Annotated in this window: 19 protein-coding genes and 3 pseudogenes; 10 read left to right on the top strand and 12 right to left on the bottom strand. The window is 62.1% G+C overall.

The window, feature by feature from the left end:
• Positions 1–64: 64 nt before the first annotated feature.
• Positions 65–1,504 carry a cardiolipin synthase gene (gene cls / locus CSE6_RS09015; protein ID WP_059440361.1) on the top strand — a complete coding sequence of 480 codons (1,440 nt, stop codon included), beginning with the start codon at positions 65–67 and terminating at the stop codon, positions 1,502–1,504.
• Positions 1,504–2,355, top strand: coding sequence for an NAD-dependent protein deacetylase (locus CSE6_RS09010; protein ID WP_034377651.1), 852 nt, complete (start codon positions 1,504–1,506; stop codon positions 2,353–2,355). Before cls ends, CSE6_RS09010 begins: the two co-directional genes overlap by 1 nt.
• Before the next feature lie 456 nt (positions 2,356–2,811).
• Here the strand turns inward: CSE6_RS09010 and CSE6_RS09005 are convergent, their stop codons facing one another.
• The 3 genes and pseudogenes from CSE6_RS09005 to CSE6_RS08995 form a co-directional block, all read right to left on the bottom strand.
• Positions 2,812–3,225, bottom strand: coding sequence for a PaaI family thioesterase (locus CSE6_RS09005; RefSeq protein WP_034358441.1), 414 nt, complete (start codon positions 3,223–3,225; stop codon positions 2,812–2,814).
• A 49-nt stretch (positions 3,226–3,274) separates the two neighbouring features.
• Positions 3,275–4,407 (bottom strand): annotated as a pseudogene (locus tag CSE6_RS09000) (acetyl-CoA C-acyltransferase).
• Positions 4,408–4,428: 21 nt separating this feature from the next.
• Positions 4,429–5,229 (bottom strand): SDR family oxidoreductase, encoded by an 801-nt coding sequence (locus tag CSE6_RS08995; RefSeq protein ID WP_034409869.1) that lies wholly within the window; start codon positions 5,227–5,229, stop codon positions 4,429–4,431.
• Between the two features lie 116 nt (positions 5,230–5,345).
• Between CSE6_RS08995 and CSE6_RS08990 the strand changes: the two genes are divergently transcribed.
• Positions 5,346–6,290: a GlxA family transcriptional regulator gene (locus CSE6_RS08990; RefSeq protein WP_034358435.1), complete on the top strand. Its 945-nt coding sequence runs from the start codon at positions 5,346–5,348 to the stop codon at positions 6,288–6,290.
• A gap of 427 nt (positions 6,291–6,717) precedes the next feature.
• Here CSE6_RS08990 and CSE6_RS08985 read toward each other — a convergent pair whose 3' ends face one another.
• The 4 genes and pseudogenes from CSE6_RS08985 to CSE6_RS08975 form a co-directional block, all read right to left on the bottom strand.
• A complete protein-coding gene (locus CSE6_RS08985; protein WP_059440360.1) occupies positions 6,718–8,451 on the bottom strand; it encodes a methyl-accepting chemotaxis protein in 1,734 nt (577 codons plus the stop codon).
• 410 nt (positions 8,452–8,861) lie between these two features.
• A complete protein-coding gene (locus CSE6_RS08980) occupies positions 8,862–9,818 on the bottom strand; it encodes an AEC family transporter (protein ID WP_059440359.1) in 957 nt (318 codons plus the stop codon).
• Between the two features lie 138 nt (positions 9,819–9,956).
• Complete coding sequence (locus tag CSE6_RS26040) at positions 9,957–10,127, bottom strand: hypothetical protein (protein ID WP_193751111.1); 171 nt, start codon at positions 10,125–10,127, stop codon at positions 9,957–9,959.
• Between the two features lie 50 nt (positions 10,128–10,177).
• Positions 10,178–10,617: pseudogene (locus tag CSE6_RS08975) on the bottom strand (RtcB family protein); the annotation flags it as partial.
• Here CSE6_RS08975 and CSE6_RS26445 point away from each other — a divergent pair.
• Together CSE6_RS26445 and sbcB are read left to right on the top strand one after the other, a co-directional pair.
• Positions 10,615–10,786 (top strand): annotated as a pseudogene (locus tag CSE6_RS26445) (sigma 54-dependent transcriptional regulator); the annotation flags it as partial. The pseudogenes CSE6_RS08975 and CSE6_RS26445 overlap by 3 nt on opposite strands.
• 119 nt (positions 10,787–10,905) lie before the next feature.
• Positions 10,906–12,345: an exodeoxyribonuclease I gene (gene sbcB / locus CSE6_RS08965; RefSeq protein ID WP_059440357.1), complete on the top strand. Its 1,440-nt coding sequence runs from the start codon at positions 10,906–10,908 to the stop codon at positions 12,343–12,345.
• A gap of 24 nt (positions 12,346–12,369) precedes the next feature.
• Here the strand turns inward: sbcB and CSE6_RS08960 are convergent, their stop codons facing one another.
• A complete protein-coding gene (locus CSE6_RS08960; RefSeq protein WP_034377639.1) occupies positions 12,370–13,257 on the bottom strand; it encodes a LysR substrate-binding domain-containing protein in 888 nt (295 codons plus the stop codon).
• A gap of 186 nt (positions 13,258–13,443) precedes the next feature.
• Here CSE6_RS08960 and CSE6_RS08955 point away from each other — a divergent pair, with 186 nt between their 5' ends.
• Both CSE6_RS08955 and CSE6_RS08950 read left to right on the top strand, forming a co-directional pair.
• The gene (locus CSE6_RS08955; RefSeq protein WP_034358420.1) at positions 13,444–13,869 is read left to right on the top strand and encodes a VOC family protein; all 426 of its coding nucleotides are present in this window, start codon (positions 13,444–13,446) and stop codon (positions 13,867–13,869) included.
• Between the two features lie 82 nt (positions 13,870–13,951).
• Complete coding sequence (locus CSE6_RS08950; RefSeq protein ID WP_059440356.1) at positions 13,952–14,875, top strand: amino acid ABC transporter substrate-binding protein; 924 nt, start codon at positions 13,952–13,954, stop codon at positions 14,873–14,875.
• 37 nt (positions 14,876–14,912) lie between these two features.
• Here the strand turns inward: CSE6_RS08950 and CSE6_RS08945 are convergent, their stop codons facing one another.
• Both CSE6_RS08945 and CSE6_RS08940 read right to left on the bottom strand, forming a co-directional pair.
• The gene (locus CSE6_RS08945) at positions 14,913–15,533 is read right to left on the bottom strand and encodes an N-methyl-D-aspartate receptor NMDAR2C subunit (RefSeq protein WP_059440355.1); all 621 of its coding nucleotides are present in this window, start codon (positions 15,531–15,533) and stop codon (positions 14,913–14,915) included.
• A 15-nt stretch (positions 15,534–15,548) separates the two neighbouring features.
• Entirely contained in the window at positions 15,549–16,778 is a 1,230-nt protein-coding gene (locus CSE6_RS08940) for a nucleoside recognition domain-containing protein (protein ID WP_059440395.1), read from the bottom strand.
• A gap of 134 nt (positions 16,779–16,912) precedes the next feature.
• On the opposite strand from CSE6_RS08940, the gene CSE6_RS08935 reads away from it, so the two are divergent.
• Positions 16,913–17,338, top strand: coding sequence for a hypothetical protein (locus tag CSE6_RS08935; protein ID WP_034358413.1), 426 nt, complete (start codon positions 16,913–16,915; stop codon positions 17,336–17,338).
• A 7-nt stretch (positions 17,339–17,345) separates the two neighbouring features.
• Here the strand turns inward: CSE6_RS08935 and CSE6_RS08930 are convergent, their stop codons facing one another.
• Entirely contained in the window at positions 17,346–18,488 is a 1,143-nt protein-coding gene (locus CSE6_RS08930; RefSeq protein ID WP_059440354.1) for a PQQ-dependent sugar dehydrogenase, read from the bottom strand.
• A gap of 187 nt (positions 18,489–18,675) precedes the next feature.
• On the opposite strand from CSE6_RS08930, the gene CSE6_RS08925 reads away from it, so the two are divergent.
• Positions 18,676–19,380: a YebC/PmpR family DNA-binding transcriptional regulator gene (locus tag CSE6_RS08925; protein ID WP_003053809.1), complete on the top strand. Its 705-nt coding sequence runs from the start codon at positions 18,676–18,678 to the stop codon at positions 19,378–19,380.
• A gap of 130 nt (positions 19,381–19,510) precedes the next feature.
• Positions 19,511–21,385, top strand: a complete 1,875-nt coding sequence (locus tag CSE6_RS08920) for a hypothetical protein (RefSeq protein WP_238585666.1) — start codon at positions 19,511–19,513, stop codon at positions 21,383–21,385.
• 57 nt (positions 21,386–21,442) lie between these two features.
• Here the strand turns inward: CSE6_RS08920 and CSE6_RS08915 are convergent, their stop codons facing one another.
• Complete coding sequence (locus CSE6_RS08915; protein WP_059440353.1) at positions 21,443–22,387, bottom strand: NAD-dependent epimerase/dehydratase family protein; 945 nt, start codon at positions 22,385–22,387, stop codon at positions 21,443–21,445.
• Positions 22,388–22,425 lie beyond the last annotated feature (38 nt).

The raw sequence follows: 22,425 nt of genomic DNA, 5'->3' as shown, positions 1-22,425 counted from the left end.
ACTGCGAGGGCATGGTGGTGATGGTTCATCGAACAACAGGAGTGTGCAATTGGACTGGATAGCAATGCAGCTGAGCCACGAGAGCGTCAAGCTCTGGCTGTCCGTGGGCTGGTCGCTGTATGTCGTCGTGGTAGGCATCTGGATTTTGCTGCAGCGCAGCCAGCCGATTGCCACGCTGAGCTGGCTGTTGTCCATGGCAGCGTTACCTGTGGTGGGTCTGCTGGTCTATTACTACTTCGGTCCGCAACGCATGAAGCGCCAGCGTATCAAGCGGCTGCGCTCGCGCAAGCGTTCGCGTGTGCGCAACAGCATGCAAAAGCTCAGGGAACGCATTCCGGCCCAGCAGGAGCGCCTGCGTCAGGTGGCACGGCTGGTTGGCATGACCAGCGATTTCCCGGTAAGCACGGCCACTTCCATGCAGTTGCTGGTGGGTGGCGCGGCGACCTTTGATGCGATTGCCGATGCCGTGAACGCAGCACGCCACCATGTGCATCTGGAGTACTACATCTACGAGCCCGATCAGACCGGCACGGCCTTGCGTGATTTGCTGATCGAGAAAGCACGTGCAGGCGTGCAGGTGCGTTTGCTGGTGGATGCTCTGGGCTCCAAGAAGCTGGGGCGAAAGTTTCTGGAGCCGCTGCAGCAGGCCGGGGCTGAGGTGCTGCGCTTTCACGATGCCAAGATAGGGCGTCGGCTGCGACCCGTGGTCAACTTCCGTACCCACCGCAAGATTCTGGTCTGCGATGGAAAAGTGGGCTTTACGGGTGGCGTGAACGTCACCGATGAAGAGAACGAACGCATTTGTGACGATGCTTATCATGACGTGCATATCCGGGTCGAAGGCTCCGTCGTCAACTGGCTGCAGACAGTGTTTCTCGAGGACTGGGCCTACACCCGCAGCGACGATCCGCACCGGCTGCCCAACGATCTTGACGATCTGCTGCCCGATTGCGAAGACGGCCCCATCCCCATGCAGGTCGTGACCTCGGGGCCTGACGACCAACTGGACGCCATCTACCGCTCCTATCTGGCGGCCATCAACGCGGCACAGCAACGCATCTTGCTGACCACGCCTTACTTTGTGCCGACCGAAGGCGCGCTGACGGCTCTCACCAATGCTGCACTGCGCGGTGTGGAGGTCCGCATTCTGGTGCCGAAGAAGTCTGATTCGCTATTGGTGACGGCCGCTGCGCGTTCCTATTTTGACGAGCTGATTCGCTGTGGAGTGCATATCTATGAATATGCGGCCAGCATGCTGCACTCCAAGACTTTGGTGGTCGATGACAATATGGCGATGATCGGCACGGCCAATTTTGACTATCGCAGCTTTTTCCTCAACTACGAGGTCTGTGTGATCGGCTACGGGCCAGAGCTGAATCAGGCCATCGCTGCGCAGTTCGAGGCCGACCTGGGCCAGGCTCGAATGGTGCAATATCGCAGCGAAAAAGGTCTGCGGCGACGGCTGGTCGGTTCCGTGGCCCGATTGACGTCGCCGCTGCTGTAATGAGTGAAACCGTGAACCATTGTGTGGATGCTCTGGCGCTGTGGCGCCTGCAAGACTGGCTGCATGCGCATCCGCGTGTGGTGGTCATTGGTGGCGCCGGCTGCAGCACCGAAGTCGGCATCCCTGACTATCGTGACCGCAACGGACAGTGGAAGCGCCCCCAGCCCGTGACCTATCAGGCCTTCATGGGCGATGTGCTGGTGCGTCAGCGCTACTGGGCGCGTTCCATGCTGGGCTGGCGCGTGATGGGGCAGGCGCGGCCCGGCTCCGCCCATCAGGCACTGGCGCGACTGGAGCAGCAAGGCCGGCTGGAGTTGCTGATCACCCAGAATGTCGATGGCCTGCATGATGCGGCCGGCAGCCTGAACATCGTGGACCTGCACGGGCGCATTGACACCGTGCGCTGCATGGACTGCGACAAGCGCTCTGCCCGCGCCGATCTGCAGCAGCGGCTGCTGGCGCTGAACCCGGCCTGGGTTGAACTGTATGCAGCACCGGCGCCCGATGGCGACGCCGATCTGGAAAACCAGGACTTCAGCCGCTTTGTCGTGCCGGCCTGCCCACATTGCGGGACAGGCCTGATCAAGCCCGATGTGGTGTTCTTTGGCGAGACCGTGCCGAGTGAACGCGTGCAGACCTGCATGGCGGCTGTGGCCAGGGCCGACGCCGTGCTGATCGCCGGCTCTTCATTGATGGTCTATTCGGGTTACCGATTTGCGCTGGCAGCGCATGAGCAGGGCAAGTCCATCGTGGCCATCAATCAAGGCGTGACAAGGGCCGATGCATTGCTGGCTTTCAAGGTGGAGGCCGATGTGGGTCAGGTCCTGATGGGCCTGATCGAGGCAAGCTAGCTCACGCCCCCCGCGCCTCGTTGAAGTAAAGGATGGCAGCATGCCTCTGGTGTCGCCGATCACGGTCTCGAGTTCGGCGCCACCGGTCGGGTGGAAATCGTGGCACAGCAGCGGCGCATGGCTGCGCTTCATGAAGCGGCGGGAAGTGCCAAGAGATTTTGTGTACCGCCATAGAGCCGCAGCCCCAGCGTGAAACTCATGGCGGAGCTCGCGTTGAGCGCATAGCTGCCGGAACGTACGGTGCAGGTATTCTGGTTCCTGCGAGTTCGGGGGCGCGTCTTGTGCGTCGGCTCGGCTGACTTTCGCACAGGGGGGGCGCTGTTGGCGCGGATCGCAGGTCATGGCGAAAGCCTGACCTGCGCGCTGTGCGGTATCCGAGCTCCGCCCGCGCTCAGGGTGCCATCGATTTCTGTCAGATGTTTTCAGGCTGCTGACTCAAGCGCGGCAAGGGCCCAGTCACCAGAGCACGATCTGCGAGCAACGGAATAGCGATAGCCTGCGCCCCTTGTCATCGAACAAGGTGGCCGACCACACCTGCGTTGTCCTTCCCAGATGTTCGGCCACGGCCTCCACGCGCAAGATTCCTTGCTTCGCAGTACCAAGGAAGTTGGATTTCAGCTCCAGTGTCGTGAATCCTTTTGCACCCTCCGGTAGATGCGCCAGGGTCGCATAGCCGGCGCAGGTGTCGGCCAGCATCACCTGAGTGGCGGCATGTAGAAAGCCATTGGGAGCCATCATCCACGGCGCAATAGTCAGCTCCATGGTCATGCGGCCTTCGGCAAGTGCCAGCGGCCGCGCGCCAAAGGTATCGGGCAGTGTGCCGCGCTGGCGTTCAAGCAGACTGTCCAGGGTTTCGGTGCTACGGAGCATCACGGTTTCCTTGAGTGGAGTTGAAGTCTTGGTCTCTGTCGATACGAGCTCACGGTCTCTCAAGTACCGTAGCAATCCCTTGCCCACCGCCGATGCATTGGGTGGCCAGGGCATATCGTCCCTGCCGTCGTGCAAGCAAGGCAGCTGCCTTGCCTGTGATGCGCGCACCAGTGGCCCCCAGTGGATGACCGATCGCCAGCCCGCCGCCGTCAATATTCACGGTCGCCATGTCCAGGCCGAGGTCTCGGATGCAGGCTAGCGCCTGCGACGCAAAAGCTTCGTTGATCTCAACACATCCAGATCGGCCACAGTGAGACCTGCACGGGCCAGCGCCTTGCGCGTGGCAGGGATCGGGCCTATGCCCATGATCGCTGGGTCCACTCCCACGGTCGCGAAGCTGCGGATGCGCGCCAGTGCCTGCAGACCATGGCGTTCGGCAAAATCGTCTCGGGTGACCAGTACGGCCGCAGCACCGTCGGTCAACGGCGACGATGTGCCCGCCGTGACCGCGCCATCAGGCCTGAAGGCGGGCTTGAGCCCGGCCAGGGCCTCCAGTGTGGTGGCCGGGCGTATGCAGCCGTCGGCATCCAGCAGCTCTCCGCCCGGTAAAAGAATAGGCACGATTTCATCGACCAGCAGACCCTGGTCGCGGGCAGCGGCGGCTTTCAGATGGGATTGCAGTGCCAGCAACTCCTGGTCGGCGCGGTTTACACCCCATCTCTGCGCCACGTTTTCCGCCGTTTCGCCCATTGAAATATAGGCGTCGGTATTTGCCTGCAACAGCGGGTTCGGGGAAAAGTTGAAGCCGCCCTGCGGAACCATCGTCATGGACTCCACGCCCACACAGAGGAAGGCGTCGCCCATGCCGGCCTCGATCTGCGCTGCGGCAATATGCACGGCCTGCATCGACGAGCCGCAAAACCGGTTCACGGTCATGCCGCCCACGGTTTCGGGCAGGTCGGCCAGCAGGCCGACGATACGCGCCAGATTGTTGCCTTGCGAGGCCTCGGGGTAGGCGCAGCCGAGGATCACATCCTCCAATAGTGCAGGATCGAGGTCCGAGCGCTTCAACAAACCCTGTACGACCTGGGCTGCCAGCGTGTCCGGCCGCACTTCGGCGAGGCGGCCTTTGCGGGCGAATTGGAATGGCGAGCGCGCATAAGCTGCAATAACGGCTTTCATGACTTAGGCTCCTTGCGATAGTCAGTGCGCGGTGGCGTAGCGCTGGGCAACGATGTTGCTGGACAACTGGCCTGCCATAGCTCGGCGGGCGGCCTCATAGGCATCCCACTTCTCGCCAGCATGCAGCGAGGGGATGGAGACCTTTTCTCCTCGCTCAAACCCCAGCAGTGCTGCATCGACGAGGTCTTCGGCGCTCATCACGATGCTTGCATCCAGGTTCTCTACCGGCAATCCACCGATGGCCCAGAAGTCCGTGGCCGTAGCACCAGGCAACACTGCCTGCACCCGAACACCTTTGTCAGTCAACTCATGCTGCAGCGACTGACTGAAGGCCAGTACAAAAGCCTTGCTGGCACCGTAGACGCCATTCAGGGTCTCAGGGGAGATAGCGACGATGGACGCAATGTTGATGATCGCTCCACGTCCGCGAGCCACGAAGCCAGGAGCCGCCGCATAGGCCAGCCGCATGGGCACCGTGGCATTCAGATCGACCATGCGGGTCATCTGTTCAACGTTGCTGTGCAGCAAGGGCGTATGTGTACCCATGCCCGCGTTGTTGACCAGCAAGGTGATGCTGGCGTCCGTGCGCAATTGCTCTTCCACGCGTGCCAGTTCATTGCGGTCGTTCAGGTCGGTCGGCAGGACTTCTACCGCACGGCCGGTGCGTGTGCTGATGCTGCTCGCCAGCGCGTTCAGCTGTTCGCGATTGCGGGCGACCAGGATCAGGTCATAGCCACGCTGAGCGAGCTTTTCTGCATATAGCGCACCGATGCCGCTGGATGCCCCAGTAATGAGGGCGGTACCGAGATGGGTTTGTGCCATGGTGAAACTCCTTGAGGTTGACGGATGTTGTCCATGGCATGAATGGTGCGATGTGCGGGGTTTGTCGTAAATGACGTATATAGTCATGAAAAAGGACATTGGAAAGGACGTTTCTTATGCACCGCATCGGTTACATGCTGCCGGAAGGCTTCCAAGTCATGGCGCTGGCTACCCAGGCGGTGTTCGAACTCGCCAACCTGATGGTGGAGAAGCCCTTTTATGAGGTGGAGACCTATGCGATGAGTGGTACGGCCCGAGCTTCGGCAGGGCTTGCATTGCAGGCGAAGCCCCTCACCGCACACAGCAGGGCAGACACCTGGCTGGTTGCGGGCAACCTCACTCCAAGGGACGTCGCTCCGGCACCGGAACTGATCCGGTTACTTAGCAAGGTGGCGGTATCCGCGCGGCGCGTGGCTGGTCTGTGCACGGGCGCTTTCCTGCTGGGCGACGCGGGCCTGCTTGACGGGCGCCGCGCCACCACACACTGGTATTGGGCCGAGGCCTTGCAGCAGCGCCACCCACAGGCGCAGATTGAGGCCGACCGCATCTACATCGCCGACGGACCGATCTGGACCTCTGCCGGTATGACAGCGGAGATCGACCTGGCGTTAGCGCTGGTGGAAAAAGATCTGGGCGCGAAGGTTGCACGGTCGGTTGCACATCGCTTGGTCATGCACCAGCGCCGCTCGGGCGGACAGTCACAGCACTCGGAGATGCTCAAGCTGGCACCCAAGTCAGACCGTATCCAGCAGGCGTTGGAGCATGCACGGCGCAACCTTTCTCAAGCACTGAGTGTGGAAGAGCTGGCCGAAGCTGCAAGCTTGAGTCCACGCCAGTTCAGCCGGGTGTTCACGGCCGAGACGGGCCAGTCCCCCGCCAAAGCCGTGGAGGGCCTTCGGCTAGAAGCCGCGCGGCTGATGATTGAAAGCAGTCGGCATCCGCTGGAGGTGATTGCTCGGGAGACAGGCTTTCGTGACCGCCGCCATATGCGCGAAGCCTTCCTGCGTGGCTTCGGCATGCCGCCACAGGCCGTACGGCGCGAAGCTCGGGTGGAACTGTAAAACGTCTGTACACGTTCCGTGAAACGCGTAACTTGCACCTTGCGTGGAGCGACCAGCCGGACCCCGAACCAACTGGCCATGATGGCAATCTGTGAACTGCGAAGTGCCGCCGCAGCCGGCGGGGATATGCGAGTACTTGGATGTCTGCGCTAGTGCGGGGAGGCGCTTCCCCCTGAATCCCGATCTGTCATCGTCTCGAATAAAAACAGAGTTGCTGTCAGAGATGATGACTGGCGGGCATCACGTAGGGCCGGCCGTTGTAATGCTCCCAAGGAGCCGCTGGCAGCAGGTCTTGGTGTGTGGAGTCGCTCATCGTCTACGCATATCTGCTGCAAAGCACTGAGTTATGCAACGACACCGATAGGTTCAAGAAGCGGCAGACTTGACGCCTCACCGCCTTTGCTCACGGATCCGCTCGGAAGCACCCTCAAAAAGTTTCCCAGTCATCGCCATTCTTATTCGTGGCCTGCTGTGTTCCAGCGATAGCAACCGGGCGACGCAGCACAGGGGATTTGGTGGCCATGAGGGGCTTTGGAGGCGACTCCGGTACCTTTGCCACTGTGGCCGTTTTTGTTGGGTTGACCGACGCTGCCTGCATTGCGGCAGAGGCATGTTGCTCGTGCTCCGACAACTTGAAGACTGCCACCGCTTCGACCAGGGACTGTGCTTGGTTGTGCAAGCTGCTGGCTGCGGCGGCCATTTCCTCGACCAAGGCTGCGTTCTGCTGCGTGGTTTGATCCATTTGGGTGACGGCTTCCCCAATCTGGGCCATGCCCGAGCTTTGCTCATGGCTGGCAGCGCTGATTTCACCCATGATGTCGGTGACGCGCCGAATGGCGGTGACCACACCGGTCATGGTCTCGCCAGCTTTGTCCACGAGCAAGGAACCCTGCTCCACACGCTGGACACTGGTGGTAATGAGCTGCTTGATCTCCTTGGCGGCCTCAGCCGAGCGTCCAGCCAGAGCCCGTACTTCGCTTGCCACCACTGCAAAGCCTCGTCCTTGCTCGCCGGCGCGGGCAGCTTCGACGGCGGCATTCAAAGCCAGAATATTGGTCTGGAAAGCGATGCCATCAATGACAGCGATGATGTCGGAAATCTTGTGGCTGCTTTCATTGATGCTCTTCATGGTCTCCACTACCTCTGCGACCACTTCACCGCCCTGTGTAGCCACAGAGGATGCATTCACTGCCATCTGATTGGCCTGGCGTGCGTTGTCGGCATTCTGTTTGACCGTCGCACTCAACTGCTCCATGGACGCAGCAGTTTGCTCAAGAGCACTTGCTTGCTCTTCTGTGCGGCTGGATAGGTCGTTATTGCCCATGGCGATCTGAGCGCTGCCCGAAGCAACTCCCTGAGCATTGCCGCGCACCGCCGACACCGTGCTCACGAGGCTGTGTTGCATGCGTTGCAACGCACTCAGCAGTTGACCGGTTTCATCCTGAGATTTCACCGTGATCTGGCCGCTGAGATCACCTCTGGCCACTCGGTCGGCTGCTGCCATGGCCTGGGACAGGGGGCGGGTGATGGAGCGAGTGATCGTGATGGCAAGGGTCACCGCTAGAAGAATGGCGATTGCACTTGTCGCCAACACTTCCTGGAACAGGTTGTCGGCAGCAGTTTCTGCCTTCTGGCTGGCCACGTCGGAGCTTTGGGTCTGGTGATCCAGCATGCTGCGGATGACCCGCTGATATTCGAGCTGGTTGGGGCGCAGCTGGGTTTCCAGCAGCCTCAGAGCTTCATCTCTTTGGCCCTGATCGATCAGTCCAAGAAATTCATCGCCGGATTTGAGGAAGGCCAGACGGCGCAGCTTCAGTTCCTCCAGCAGCGATTGGCCCAGGCCCGAGTGAGTGTGCTTGCCCAGGGAGTCCATTTCTGCAGCCAGCTCCGTGCGGGTCTTCTGAATCATGGCACGTGCCGAGGCCTGGAGCGTCTCCGTGGAAAAGATCGCGAGGTTGCGGAACTGAATTGCCTGTTCATTGGCGCCATCCGTGATGGTGTTCAGAGTGCGAATGATCGGGATTTGCTTCTGGGTGATGTCGGTGAGGGCTGAGCGCTGAGTCGACGACCCCCAAAGTGCAACCCCTCCCAGCACTAGTATCAGCACCATCAATGTCATGAACGAGAAAGTCAGCCGGGTGGAAATTTTCAAACGATCCATTTCGCGCGCCTCCTTTAGCAGCCAATGCTTTCAGTTTGAGAGCTCGTGTCAGTTTGTGTCCATGCATTCAAAGTGTAACTTTTTGCAAGTTCCAGAGGCACCTTTTTATGAGTGATTGCGGCTTCTGAGCGACAGAGCCCGAGTCCTTGCCTTCTTCCTCCTTGCCGAACTGTATGAGCGCTGTTTCTTGTCTACAGATTTGCGTCATCCCGTCCTGCGCTTTGGCGTAGCCGCCTGGACGCCAAAGCCAAGCTTTTCTTCAGGGTAGGTCGAGATCTGCCCCAACTTTCGCTGGCTCCCACTCGGTTCACTGCCATGTTTCAGCCAATGCCGGAGTGCCATGCGTCGGCAGAGCAAGACCGAGCTCCGATTGAGTCAGGGTGGATATGCGCCGAGGACTATCTTGATGACTATGTCCCATGCAGGACGTGCAGCAGCATCAGCAGCAGCGGCATGGTCACCAGGGCCAGCAGTGTGGAGAGGGCGATGCTGGCCACCACCTCATCCTCGGCAACCCGGTAGCGCTGGGTGAAGAGCAGTGCGTTGGCACCCACAGGCAAGGCCGAGCAGATCAGCATCACGCCCATGGCCGGGCCGCGCAGTTGAAGTGCCCAGGCGCAGATGAGAAACACAAGTGGGTGCACCAGTGACTTGACCAGCGTGATGCGCATCGCGGGTCGCCAGTAAGCTCCGATCCTGGTGTAGGCCAGCGTGACGCCGACGAGCAGCAACGCCATGGGACCCATGGCCGAGCCCAGCATCTTGAGTGAGGTATCAAGCACGTCTGGCAGAGGCCAGCCTGTCAATGACCACAGCAGGCCAGCCAGAATCGGCAAAGGCACGGGGTGAATGACGCTATTGCGCACTGCCTGCCAGACAGTGCGTCCCATGGACCGTTTGTTGTGGGTGTCGTCCGCGTGCTGTTCACGGGAGGATGCCAGCTCGAACACCATGGTCGCGGCCGTCAGCAATACCAGGGCATGCACCGAGATCAGGGTGAACAGTGTCACCAGCCCCTGCTCGCCAAAGGCCAGGCCCACGAGCGGTACGCCGATCATGGCTGCATTGCTGAACATGCTGGCCAATCCGCGCGCCGCAGCCAGAGTGTTGAAGCCGTAGACCAGCATCGTTGTCACGAATACGATGATGGCCGATAGGAAATACACGCCAATCGGACGGTAATCCAATTCGCCGACATGGACCTGAGCCATGGTGCGAAACAGCAGTGCAGGCAGAAGCAGTAGGAACACAAGGTTGGACATGTCCTTGACTGCTGCCTGCCGCACCAGCCCGACACGCGCCAAGCCAAACCCCGTACCGATCAACGCAATCACCGGTAGTAGTGCCGCTATTGCGGAACCATTCATTCAACTCTCCAACAAAACCGACTCGCTGCTTGCACCTTGCTCCAGGCTTGAGCATATGCACTTCTCGGGCGCTGAGCTTAACTCTTGTGCCTACTCGTTTTCAGAGCCTGCATCCTCTGCTCGCTATCGCACAACCTGCTAAATGAGCAAGTCTTGGTTGCTATTGGGCGAGGTGACGCCCCAGCCTGGCTTGCCCGACTCTCCGGCAAGCAGCACCGTCATATCGTGCCTTTGTTGGAGTGCGGCGGCGCACATGACTTCCAATAGCAGGTGTGCGCCCGGAATGGCTTTCTGTTCAATGGCTTGCACGATGGACCTTCTTTCTGGCAATGAGGCGTGAGTCCATGTTCCCGCCTCATTCAACCCTTGATGCTGAGGGTATGGTGCACTTCCACCAGCTCCTTCTGGGCGGCCATGACGGCATCGATGTCCTTGTAGGCCATCGGGATCCCGTCGATCATGCCTTCCGTGGCCTTGATCCGACCGACCACCGAGTGCAGCGTCTTGGCCTTGGTGCGGTTCCTCACGCGGCCCGCGTGGTGGCTGCAGCTTTCAACGCTCTCGGGGTTGCCCATGCCCCGCACGATGTAGATGCACGCGCCCATGCTGCCGGGGATGATGCCCGTCTCGCCGCGCCTGGCGCTTACCGCATCCTTGCGGGTGACGAGCACATCCTCGCCAAAGTGACGCTCCTTCTGCACATCGTTGTGGTGGCAGTTCACGACTTCCACATGGCCTGGCAAGGCCTGGCAAGCATCTCGCGCCCGGTGGCAATCAGGTTGGCCGTCATCACTTTCTGTTTGACCGCTTGCAGCTGCAGCCCGTCATCACCGTCTGCCGCGCATCGACCACGCTGTCCGATGCGGGCCGCAAGTTGTTTGAGCAGGTGCGCCAGTAAAAAAAGCCTGGTCAACGATGCAGACCGGCTGCGCAAATTTCTGCATAAATTTGGTTTGAAATGGGAGTAGCTCAAACAATCATATTGATAGCTGCTTGCGTTTTATCCATAAGCGTTAAAGGCCAAAAAGGCTTTAAGTTGATGGACTGAGCCGCAAGCTGTGCCGGTTCGCAGGCATACTTCGGGCCCATGGCTCATACCTTCTTCTGGCACGACTACGAAACCTTTGGCGCCCAGCCGCGCTACGACCGTCCCGCGCAGTTTGCGGGCATACGCACGGATGACCAGCTCAACGAAATCGGCGAGCCCGTGATGTGGTACTGCCAGCCGGCCAATGACTATCTGCCCGACCCGCAATCCTGTCTGATCACGGGGATCACGCCCCAGCGGGCGCTGGAGGAGGGTGTTCCGGAGCATGAGTTTGCAGCGCTGATCGAGGCCGAACTGGCGCAGGCCGGCACCGTGGGCGTGGGCTACAACACCATTCGTTTCGACGACGAGATCACGCGCTTCATGTTCTGGCGCAATCTCATCGACCCTTATGCGCGCGAATGGCAGAACGGCTGCGGCCGCTGGGATTTGCTCGACGTGGTGCGCATGGTCTATGCGCTGCGTCCTGAAGGCATTCAGTGGCCGACCAAGGAAGACGGTACGCCCAGCTTCAGGTTGGAAGACCTGGCCCGCGCCAATGGACTGTTGCACGAGCAGGCCCACGATGCGCTGAGTGATGTGCGCGCCACGATTGCTCTGGCCCGACTGATTCGCGAAAAGCAGCCGCGCCTGTTTGACTTTGCCTTTGGTCTGCATAAAAAGGACGGCGCTCTGCGCGAGATGGGCCTGCCCGCCACGCAGGAGCACGCGCGCCCGTTTCTGCATGTGACCGGCATGATCAGCCCCGCGCGTGGCTGTCTGGGCGTGATGTGGCCGCTGGCCACCCATCCCACCAACAAGAACGAAGTCATCTGCTGGGATCTGGCGGCGGACCCGACCGAGCTTTCGGGCATCAGCATCGAAGAGCTGCGCCTGCGCCTGTTCACGCGTCAGGCCGAGCTGCCCGAGGGCGTGACCCGTCTGCCCATCAAGAGCATCCACGTCAACAAGTCGCCCATGGTGGTGGGAAGCCTCAAGACCCTGAGTCCCGCGATGGCCGAAAAATGGGGCGTGGACATGGAGCTGGCGATGCAGCATGCGGCGGTTGCCCGCGATCTGCCCGATATGAGCGCGCAGTGGAAGGCCGTCTTCACGCGCGAGGCGGGCGAGCCGCTGGATGCCGACCAGGATCTGTATGGCGGCTTTGTGGGCAATGAGGACCGTCGCCGTCTGGAGCGCATCAAGCGCCTCTCGCCCCAGGAGCTGGCGCTGGACAAGACCGGCTTTGACGATGCACGCCTGACAGAGCTGGCCTGGCGCTACCGTGCGCGCAATTTCCCTCAGACGCTCGATGCCGGGGAGCTGCAGCGCTGGGAGCAGCACCGTGCAGCCTGCCTGATCGAAGGACAGGGCGGGGCGCGCACGGCGGAGCAGATGTTCACCATGATCGATGCGCTGTCGGAATCCGTGGACGAGCGCGGCGAGGAGATTCTGGGCGATCTCTACGACTACGGCAGCAATCTGGTTCCCGAAAGCTAAGCGTAGCCGTTCAATTGAGCCGCATCAGCGCTCCTGCGGCAGGCTGCGCCTGGCGAGCTCGGTGAGCAGGGCGATGAGCACCCGCGCCGGCTCGCTCAGGTGCCGCTCTGCGCGATGCACCAGGCCAACGTCGCGGTGGAAGGTGTGCGCCCCCAGGTCGATGGCGCGCACGGCCGCGGGCCAGCGACGCTGCGCCGCGGTCTGGGGAACCAGGGCCACGCCCACGCCGTTGGACACCAGCTTGACGATGGCTTCCAGCTCGTCGGCTTCGCACACTTCCTTCAGCGTGAAGTGCATGCTGCGCAGGAAGCGATCCACCTGACGGCCGCCGAACGAGGCTCGGTCGTAACGTATGAAGGGCTGGCTGGCCAGCAGCTCGGCCCAGTTGTCGCCCCGGGTGGCGCGCGGCACCAGCAGCCGGAAAGGCTCGTGCGCCAGCGCCGTCCAGCGCAGATCGCTTTGCAGCGCAAAGGGCGGGCGTATCAGCGCGGCCATGTCCAGCTCGCCTGCATCCACCAGATTCATCAGTTGCAGCGACACGCCGGGAATGATGCGCGTGCGGCATTGGGGGAACTGCTGGTGGAGTCTGGCCAGCGCATCGGGCAGCAGTGAACGCTGCAGCGATGCGATGGAGCCCAGCTGCACGGAAATGCTGGCGGGCTGCCCCTGTCCCGAAGAACCCAGGTTGGCGTACAGCCGCAGCAGCTCCTGCGCTTGCAGCAGCACCTGCTGCCCCATCTTGTTCAGGCGGGCCGTGCGACCGATGCGGTCGAACAAGGCGAACCCCAATTCACTTTCCAGGCGCTGCATTTGCGCGCTGACAGCGGCTTGCGTCAAACCTATCCGGTCGCCCGCCGCGGCGAAGGTGCCTTCTCGGGCCACGGCGATGAAGGTGTTCAGCTCTTTCAACATTCATAAATTTTATTTGTGTATTTGAGAAAAATATATTGATTTTGTTTTTCATCAAGGCTTTTTACGATGGCTGCAGTCTCAGGCATGTGCCGGGCCCGTAGCGACGCCGGACATCGAGGTCCGACGCAGCCAGGCCTTGCCCGCAGGCTTTTCCCTCGACCCCATAACGATTTCCGGAGTTTCCCCATGAGCCTGTCTCCCTTTCACTTGGCCATTCCCGTGTATGACCTGCCCGCGGCGCGCCGTTTCTATGGCGAAGTGTTCGGCCTGCCCGAGGGGCGTTCCAGCACGCAGTGGGTGGACTTCGACTTCTACGGCCACCAGCTGGTGATTCACGAGCATCCCAAGACTGTCTCCCAGGACAGCGCACACACCAATCCGGTCGACGGTCACGACGTCCCGGTGCCGCACTTCGGCATCGTGCTCGCATGGCCGCAATGGGAAGCCCTGGCCGAGCGCCTCAAGTCCTTTGGCACCGAATTCGTCATCGAGCCCTATATCCGCTTCAAGGGCCAGGTGGGCGAGCAGGCCACCATGTTCCTGCTCGACCCCTGCGGCAATGCGCTGGAGTTCAAGGCTTTCAAGGACATGAGCCAGCTGTTCGCCAAGTAGGCAGCGAGATGCGTCCGGGCCTGTTCCCGCAGCGCCCGCAAAACGGTGTTTTTCTCCAGGCAAGAACAAAAAGGATTGAACGATGAAAGTCATATTGAGCCATATCGTCATGGGGGTGGCCGCCTGCCTGGCCGGCGCAGCGCAGGCCGAGACGCTGGACAGGATCAGGGATACGGGTGTGGTGACCATGGGCGTGCGCGAGGCCTCGGGCACCATGTCCTACACCCTGGGCAACGGCAAGTACGCGGGCTTTCATGTGGAGCTGTGCGAGAAGGCGCTGGCACGCATGCAGCAGCAGTTGAAGCTGCCGCGGCTGGAGATCCGCTATCAGATGGTGACGGCGCAAAACCGCGTGCCCCTGGTCGCCAACGGCACGGTGGATGTGGAATGCGGCACTACCACCAACAATGCGGCACGCCAGAAGGAGGTGGCGTTCGCACCCACGGTCTACATGGAGGAGGTGCGCACGGCCGTGCGCAAGAGCTCGGGCATCACCGAGGTGGCGCAGCTCAAGGGACGCAACGTGGCCGCGACCACGGGCGCCACGGCCGTGACCCTGCTCAGGCGCTTCAGCAAGGAAAAGGGCGTGGACTTCAATGTGCTGATGGCCAAGGACAATGCCGAATGCTTCATCCTGCTGGAGACGGGCCGCGCGGATGCCTGTGTGGCGGACGGCCAGATCCTGGCGTCGGGACTGTCGCGGCTGCGTGATCCGGGGCAGTACGCCATCGTGGGCGAGCCCTTCAGCGTGGAGCCCATTGCCATCATGCTGGACAGGAAGTCGCCTGAATTCAAGAAGCTGTTCGACGCCCAGATCCGCGAGTTGGCATCCAGCGGCGAAGTGGCCGCGCTCTACGACAAGTGGTTCATGAAGCCCGTGCCGCCGACGGGAGTGGCCATCAATCTGCCGGCATCGGAGGCGACGCGCGCTGCCTGGGCCGCTCCCAGCGACAAGCCGCTGGAGGACTATGTGGCGGTGCGCCTCGTGGTGGGCCGCACGCAATAGCGTCAGGCCATGGCGCGAATGACGACGCCCGCCCGTCCTAGGCCACGGCCCGCTGCAGATTGCTGCGGGCCTGCTGCTCCAGCAGGGCGTGGAAGTGCGAGGTGGCGTAGATGGCCGTGCGCTGAAGAAAGCCCTTTAGCACCTGCCTTCGCTTGAGCGCATAGATTGGGCGTGGCACCCAGGCGTATTCGGCCCGCACCTGGGTGTCGTACTCGGCAAACCGGCCGGGGGCGGCGCCGAGGATGGCCAGGTCGATGTCCACGAGCAACCGGGCCTCATCGTCTTCGGGCGTGGATTCATGACAGGTGGCCATGATGAGGGCGTGCACGCGCTGGCAGGTGGCCTCGCCCACGCCGTTGTCGTCCAGGACCTGGACAGCCCAGCGTGCGCTGTGCAGCTCATTGTCCTTGCCCTTGACGTCGTAGACGGCGTCATGGAACCAGAGCGCGATCTCCACTTCGCCTGGGTGCCGGGCCTGGTACGCCACGGTTTCGAAATGCGCCAGGCATTCGCTCAGATGCTGCAGAGTGTGATAGTGGCGCTGTGGCTCGGCATAGGCGGCAAGAATGGCCTGCTGCAGGCCTTGGGGCGGCGTGGCGTGAAGCGCCTGCCAGGCTCGCCCCCAGGAGCGTTCTAAGAGGGGATCTGAAGCTGTCATGCGGTTTCCCGGACATCAACCAAAAAAGCGATAGCAAACCACGATGGCCGCCACCACGCCGGCCAGCTCGGCCACCAGCGCGCAGGGCACGGCATGGCGCGCGCGCTGAATGCCCACGGCACCAAAGTACACGGCCAGCACGTAGAACGTGGTTTCGGTACTGCCCTGAATCGTGGCTGCGGCCAGAGCCGCAAAACTGTCCACGCCCTGGCTTTGCATGGTCTCGATCAGCATCGCGCGGGCCGCGCTACCCGAAAAGGGTTTGACCAGCGCCGTGGGCAGGGCATCGACAAAGCGGGCGTCCACGCCCAGGACGTCCACCGTCCAGCGGATGGCCGACAGCGCATATTCCAGTGCCCCCGAGGCGCGAAACACGCCCACGGCGCAAAGCATGGCGACCAGATAGGGCAGCAGGTTCCTGGCCACATCGAAGCCCTCCTTGGCCCCCTCGATAAAGCTGTCGTACACGGCCACCTTGCGCAGCGCGCCCACGCCCACGAACAGCACGATCAGCGCAAACAGCGTGAGGTTGCCCATGAGCGAGGAAAGCTGGGCCAGCGCCGCCGCGCTGAGCGTGGCCAGAAAGGCCATAAAGGCTGCCAGCGCCAGCCCCACGGGCAGCAGGTAGGCCAGCACCACGGGACTGAACAGGGGCAGCCGCTGCACGAGTGCGACGCTGAACAGGCCCACCAGCGTAGAGGCGGAAGTGGCCAGCAGAATCGGCAGGAAGACCAGCGTCGGATCGGCCGAACCCTGCTGCATGCGGTACATGAAGATGGTGACCGGCAGCAGCGTCAGCGACGAGGCATTGAGCACGAGAAACAGAATCTGCGCATTGGTCGCGGTGTCGGGCTGCGGGTTCAGCTCCTGCAGCGCACGCATGGCCTTGAGGCCCATGGGCGTGGCCGCGTTGTCCAGCCCCAGGCCGTTGGCGGCAAAGTTCAGCGTGATCAGGCCCAGTGCTGGGTGACCGCGCGGCACCTCGGGCATGAGCTTGGCAAACAGTGGGCCCAGCATTTTTGCCAGCCATTCGACCACGCCCGCCTTTTCTGCAATGCGCAGAAAGCCCAGCCACAGCGTGAGCGTGCCAAACAGCAGCACCATCACTTCGACCGACAGCCTGGCCATGGCAAATAGAGCCTGCACCATGGATGAGAACACATCTGCCTGACCGCCCAGCAGCCACTGCGCGAGGGCAGCCACTGCTGCCACGAGAAAAAAACCGAGCCACAAGGCATTGAGCATATGAGCGCCTGTTCTGTACTGCTGCCGATTGTGGCGCGAAACCAGGGGCGCGATGGCACACTGTGGCTCCTTGGTTGCCCGGGTGAGCATGGCGGGCCCTCAGATGTTTTGAATCAGACAGGGACAGTGGACGGATGACAGCAAAGCAAGTTCTGTGGGAGCAGCCCTATGGCAAAGGGCTGGCCCTGTTGATGTGTCTGTTCGGCTTTCTTGGCCTGATGAGCGGGTGGATGTTGCTGGAGGCCGATTTCTCCGACGGCTGGCGTACTGGCGCTAGGATTCAGTGGGCGCTGGTGCTGCAGGCCATGCTGGCGCTGAACTCGGCCATGTGCTTCACGCTGGTGTGGCTGCTGTGGACGCGCAATCGCGCAGCTTTGCTGCTGGGCGCTCTTTACGTGGTGCTCGGCGTGGTCAGCCAGGCTGGCATGTTCTGGTATGTCAGCAGGCTCGGCAGCCAGGTCGATATGCTGTCGCTGGGCTTGTGGCTGGGAGAGGCCATCTTCTGGCTCTGCATAGTGGGCTATCTCTACTGGCTCAAAAGCCGCGGCGTGCTGCGCTGATCTAAGCTCAAGGCGTTGCCAGCACGCGCATCAATTGCCCATTGGATGAATCGGTGAGCAGGTACAGCAGGCCGTCCGGTCCCTGGCGCACATCGCGTACGCGCTGGCCCAGGCGCGGCAGCAGCACTTCGGTGGCGGTGACCCTGCCATCGGCAATCTGCAGGCGCTGCAGCTGCATGGCCTTGAGCGCACCCGTGATGAAGGAGCCTTTCCAGGCCACGCCATAGCGCTCGCTGCTCAGATAGGCGAGTCCCGAAGCAGCGATGGACGGTACCCAGTAATGCCGGGGTTGTTCCATGCCCGTCTTTTCGGTGATGCCGGCACCGATCTTGCCGCCGCCATAGTTTTCGCCATAGGTAATGACGGGCCAGCCGTAATTCTTGCCTGGCTCGATGCGGTTGAGTTCATCGCCGCCCTGCGGGCCATGCTCTGTCATCCAGAGTTCGTCATCCGGCCCCAGTGTGGCGCCCTGGCTGTTGCGGTGGCCATAGCTCCAGATTTCGGCCAGCGCATCGGGCCTGCCCGCAAAGGGGTTGTCGCGAGGCACGCTGCCATCCTTGTTGACGCGCACGATCTTGCCCAGATGGGTCTGCAGGTTCTGGGCCTCCTGCATGGCCTTGTAGCGCTCGCCCAGGCTCAGAAAAAGCGAGCCGTCGGGCTTGCCGTTCACCTTGCGCTCCACGATGCGGCAGCCGAAGTGCAGGGCCGAATCGATCTTGGGGCGCTGGCTGAACAGAATCTGCACGTTTTCCAGGGCGCTGGCGTCGGCTGAGAGTCGGGCTTTGGCCATGGCCGTGCTGTTCTTGCCCCGGTCCGCTCCCTGACCCGGTTCCGAGAAGCAGAAATAGAGCTGGCGGTTGCTGGCAAAGTCGCTGTCCAGCACCACGTCCAGCAGGCCGCCTTGCCCGGCTGCGGCGATGGCGGGAAGGCCTTTGAGAGGGGCGTTGAGCCTGCCCCCGGCCTCCACAATGCGCATGCGGCCGGGGCGCTCCGTGACCAGATAGCGTCCGTCTGGCAAGAAGGCCAGTGCCCAGGGGTGCTCCAGCCCTGTTGCCACGGCTTGCGTGCCCAGCTCGGCGGCCGCCAGGGCCTGCGAGCCGATCAGGGCCAGCACGCTGCAGGTGAGGGCGTGAATGGTGATGCGGTGCATTTTTTCCTCCTAGGTGGGCGGTCAGCCGCTTGCTGTTTGCCTGTATTTATGACCCGGACTTGATGCAGTTTGCCGACAAAAGATTGCGCGCAGGTGTATAAATCCGGCTTTTGCTCGCCGATGTTTTGGCGGGCGGCTTGCGTGTGCATAGCGCGGGTTTTGACAACATTCAACAAGGAACGCAGCCATGGGCGCGCAATGGAAAGCAAAGGGCAAGGCGCTGGTCGCCGATGCCAAGGGTAAGCTGTTTGGCAAGCTGGTCAAGGAAATCATGGTTGCAGCCCGTCTGGGCGGCGGCGACCCTGCTGCCAATTCGCGCCTGCGCATGGCGGTGGAAGCGGCCCGCAAGGCTTCCATGCCCAAGGACACGCTGGATCGCGCCATCAAGAAGGGCGCTGGCGTTGGCGCCGATGCCGTGAACTATTCCAGCGTGCTGTTTGAGGGCTATGCCCCTCATCGCGTGCCCGTGATGGTGGAATGTCTGACCGACAATCCCAATCGCACGGCTCCGAATATGCGCGTCTGCTTCCGCAAGGGCCAGATGAGCGCCGTGGCCTGGGATTTTGACCATGTGGGCATGATCGAAGGTGAGCCTGAAAACGGTGCCGACGTCGAAATGGCCGCCATCGAAGCCGGCGCGCAAGACTTCGAAGCTGGTGAAGAAGAAGGTACCACCCTGTTCATTACCGATATTGCCGATCTGGATGCAGTGAGCAAGGCTCTGCCCGCGCAAGGCATCAAGGTGCTGTCGGTCAAGCTGGGCTACAAGGCCAAGAACCCCATCAGCATGAGCAGCCTGTCTGCCGAGCAGCAGGAAGAAGTGCAGGAATTCCTGGCCGGTCTGGAAAACGACGACGACGTGCAGCATGTCTACGCAGGTCTGGTGGACTGAAGTCATCGCAGCATGGCAAAACGAGCGGCCCCGAGGGCCGCTCTTTTTTTTCCCGAGTCGTCCCAGACCAGCGGCCCGGCAGCCGCTTTCTATACTGCAAGCCTGCTGAACTGTCTTGTGGATCGACTTCATGGTTTTCTTACCTCGCATTCCCGCGCCTGTTTCCCTGACCGCGATGGCGGTGGCCTTGTTGCTGGCGGGCCCTGCGCCGCAGGCGGCCGAGCCTGAAAGGCAGACGGGGGTTGCGCGACAGGCGGATTCGCCTGCCGAACAGGATTCGCCTTTTTTCAGGCTGCGCCGTGCCGTGGTTGAGGCGGCACAGGGCAGGCGCTGGGACGATGCCGTTGCCCAGGCGCGCAAGCTGCTGGACATGACGCTGCTGCGCGGCAATCCTTACGAGCAGCTCGATGCCTCCGGTTTGCTCTACGCCTTGCTCTATCAGCAAGGGCAGTACGCGCAGGCCGTGTTGCAGACCGACCGGATGATGGCTCTGGCCGCGGCCGAGGGCTACGACCCGGTCAGCGGTCAGATGCAGGCGCTGATACAGCGCGGTCTGACGGCCGCCATGATGGCCGGCGATCAGGGCGCACTGGCTCGCTATCTGCAGGCGCTCAAGCAGGAGTCCAAGGCTTTTGAGCCGCTGTGGCAGTGGAATACGGCAGACCAGCAGCTGCACTACCAGGCCGCGCAGCTCAGCGTGCCGCTGGTGCAGGGGCGCTGGGTACTGGTCCAGCTGGAGCCGGCCAGGGATCGCAAGGATGTCGCGAGCCTGGAGTACGTCTATCTGAAGCCCGATGGCAGGCGCCTGCGGGTCCGCATGCGGCTCGGTTATGACGATAGTCTGAAAGACATGGACGTTGCAGCCAGGCAGCAGTTGCTGAAGCAGGAGCGCGGCAGTTTGGCCAGCGAGCAGACGCCCGAGCCTGGGCTCAGGCTGCCGGCCCTGCCGTTCGGCGATGCCGTGCAAAGCCAGCACGCCAGCCGCGAGAAAAGAGAAGAGGGGAGGCCCGACATCCTGCACCTGGACTGGGGTCTGGTGCGCGGCAACTGGAATCTGAACCTGCACGCCGAGCAAATGGACAGCGAGCGTGATAGCGCGCTGCAGCAGTTGCCCCTGCTGTGGCAGGCCATGCAATGGCCCAAAGCGCCCGAGCTGCCGCCAGAGCTACCGCGCCAGGAGCGCGAGGTGAGCCACGCCTGGCGGGTCGATGACGACTGGCCCAGGGCCGGTCAACTGGCCCGCGCGGCCTTGGCCGATGCCCAGTTTCCCGCCGAGCTGGCACGCCTGAATACGGCGGCGGGCATCTCGGCCTTCAAGGCCGGTCAGCAAGCCGAGGCCAGCCGCTATCTGGATCAGGCACTGCAGGCCTGGCCCTATGTCAGCCTGTTCAGGCTGGAGTCCGAGCTGGTGGACCTGGCCCAGCAATATGGAGCCGAGCTGGCAGCGCAGCAGGGTCGCGACGGCGATGCCGCGCGACTGATGCGCCAGTACCTGCGCAATGCTGGCGGGCTGCAGAACATCTGGGTGCAGGCCAGTGACCCGCAGGTGGCCGATCTGGAAAATCGGCACACCGGCATGGTGCTGCCCATGCGTGCGGCGGGCTTTCATCTGCAGGAGCCGCGGGATTCGCAGCGCATGATGTACCGCGATCTGATGACTGGGCAGCAACTGGGCCTGACCACGGGGCTGAAGATCCCCGAGTCCGACGAAGCGCAGGAAAAGCTGTTGCGCACCGCGCTGGAAAAGCAGTTCCGCCTGAAGGCGGGGAGCTTGAAGAAGCGCAGCTTCACTGCGCAGACGCGCTCCAAGGACCGCCGGCCTGAAGGCCGTGAATGGACGTTTGAAGTGAGCCCGCAGGAGAGCAGGCCGGGCGCTGCTCCCGTCAAGCGCGTCGTCTTCTGGATGGTTGACCAGGGCGCAAGCCGCGCCATCCTGCGCGCCTCGGTGGCGAGCCCGCGCGAGCAAACCCGGGCCGAGCAGCTGGCCCAGGCGCTGAGCTGGTAGCTCTTTGGTTATTGATACTTATTTGATAGCTGATTTCGCAGTCTGGGTAAGGGATTGTTACTGACTTTGCTGAAATTCATCGGCAATCAGCGCCAGCCCCTGCCGGTAGCTGGTGACGGCAAACGTTGGAAATGCCTGCTTGAACTTGCTGGAGTCGAACAGATTGTCGTGGGCATAGCGGGGCAGCAGCTCTTGAAGCTCGGCCACGGGTTTGGAGATCAGGCCGGCTGCGCTCAGTGCCCAGCGGGGCAGCAGGTGATGGTGGGGAGACCGGAGAGGGCGACCAAAGCTCTGGCTGGCCCAGTCGATCAGCAGCTTGTAGCTGGGACGCTCATCGTCGCATGGCAGATGCCAGGTCTGGCCGTAAGCATCGGGCGTGTTGCCCAGCAAGGCCAGCGAGCGGCTGGCATCGGGCGTCCAGATCAGGGTGCGCAGACAGTCGTCTCGCACGGGGGCCAGCGGTGTCTTGCCGGCCTTGAGCCTGTCAATCACCAAGGTGTTGGTGATGCTCTGCGTCTGCGCCGGGCCGTAGAACTCGGGTGCGCGCGCGATCAGAACGGGAATCTCGCTGCGCGCCATCTCGGACAGCACCATCTCGGCCATGGCGGCGCGCACCCGGCCTTTGCGCCCCACAGGGGCAAACGCCGTCTGCTCGGTCTGCAGTTGCGCGTTCTGCGGGTACATATAGGTGTTGTCGAAGTAGACAAATGGAGCGCCTGCAGCGCGGCTGGCCGCCAGAGCGTTGTGCAGCATGGTCGGAAACTGCTGCTCCCAGAGTTGCGTATCGGGAGGCAGACCTGCGGTGAAATACACCACGCTGCTGCCCTGAACGGCCCTGGCAGTCTGCTCGGCATCGAGCAGATCGGCGGCTTCGAGCAGGTCGGTGTCATGTACCTTGCGCGGGTTGCGGCTCACCAGCTTGAGCTCATCGCTGTAGTTGCGCTTGAGTTCGCGCGCCAGCTCGGTGGCGATCTGCCCGTTGGCGCCCAATATGGTCTGCATTCCTGCTCCTAGATGAATAGCTTCACCAGCCTTGATGG

Source organism: Comamonas sp. E6, from assembly GCF_001010305.1.
Taxonomy (GTDB): domain Bacteria; phylum Pseudomonadota; class Gammaproteobacteria; order Burkholderiales; family Burkholderiaceae_C; genus Comamonas; species Comamonas thiooxydans.
This window is presented reverse-complemented; position numbering and strand designations above follow the sequence as displayed.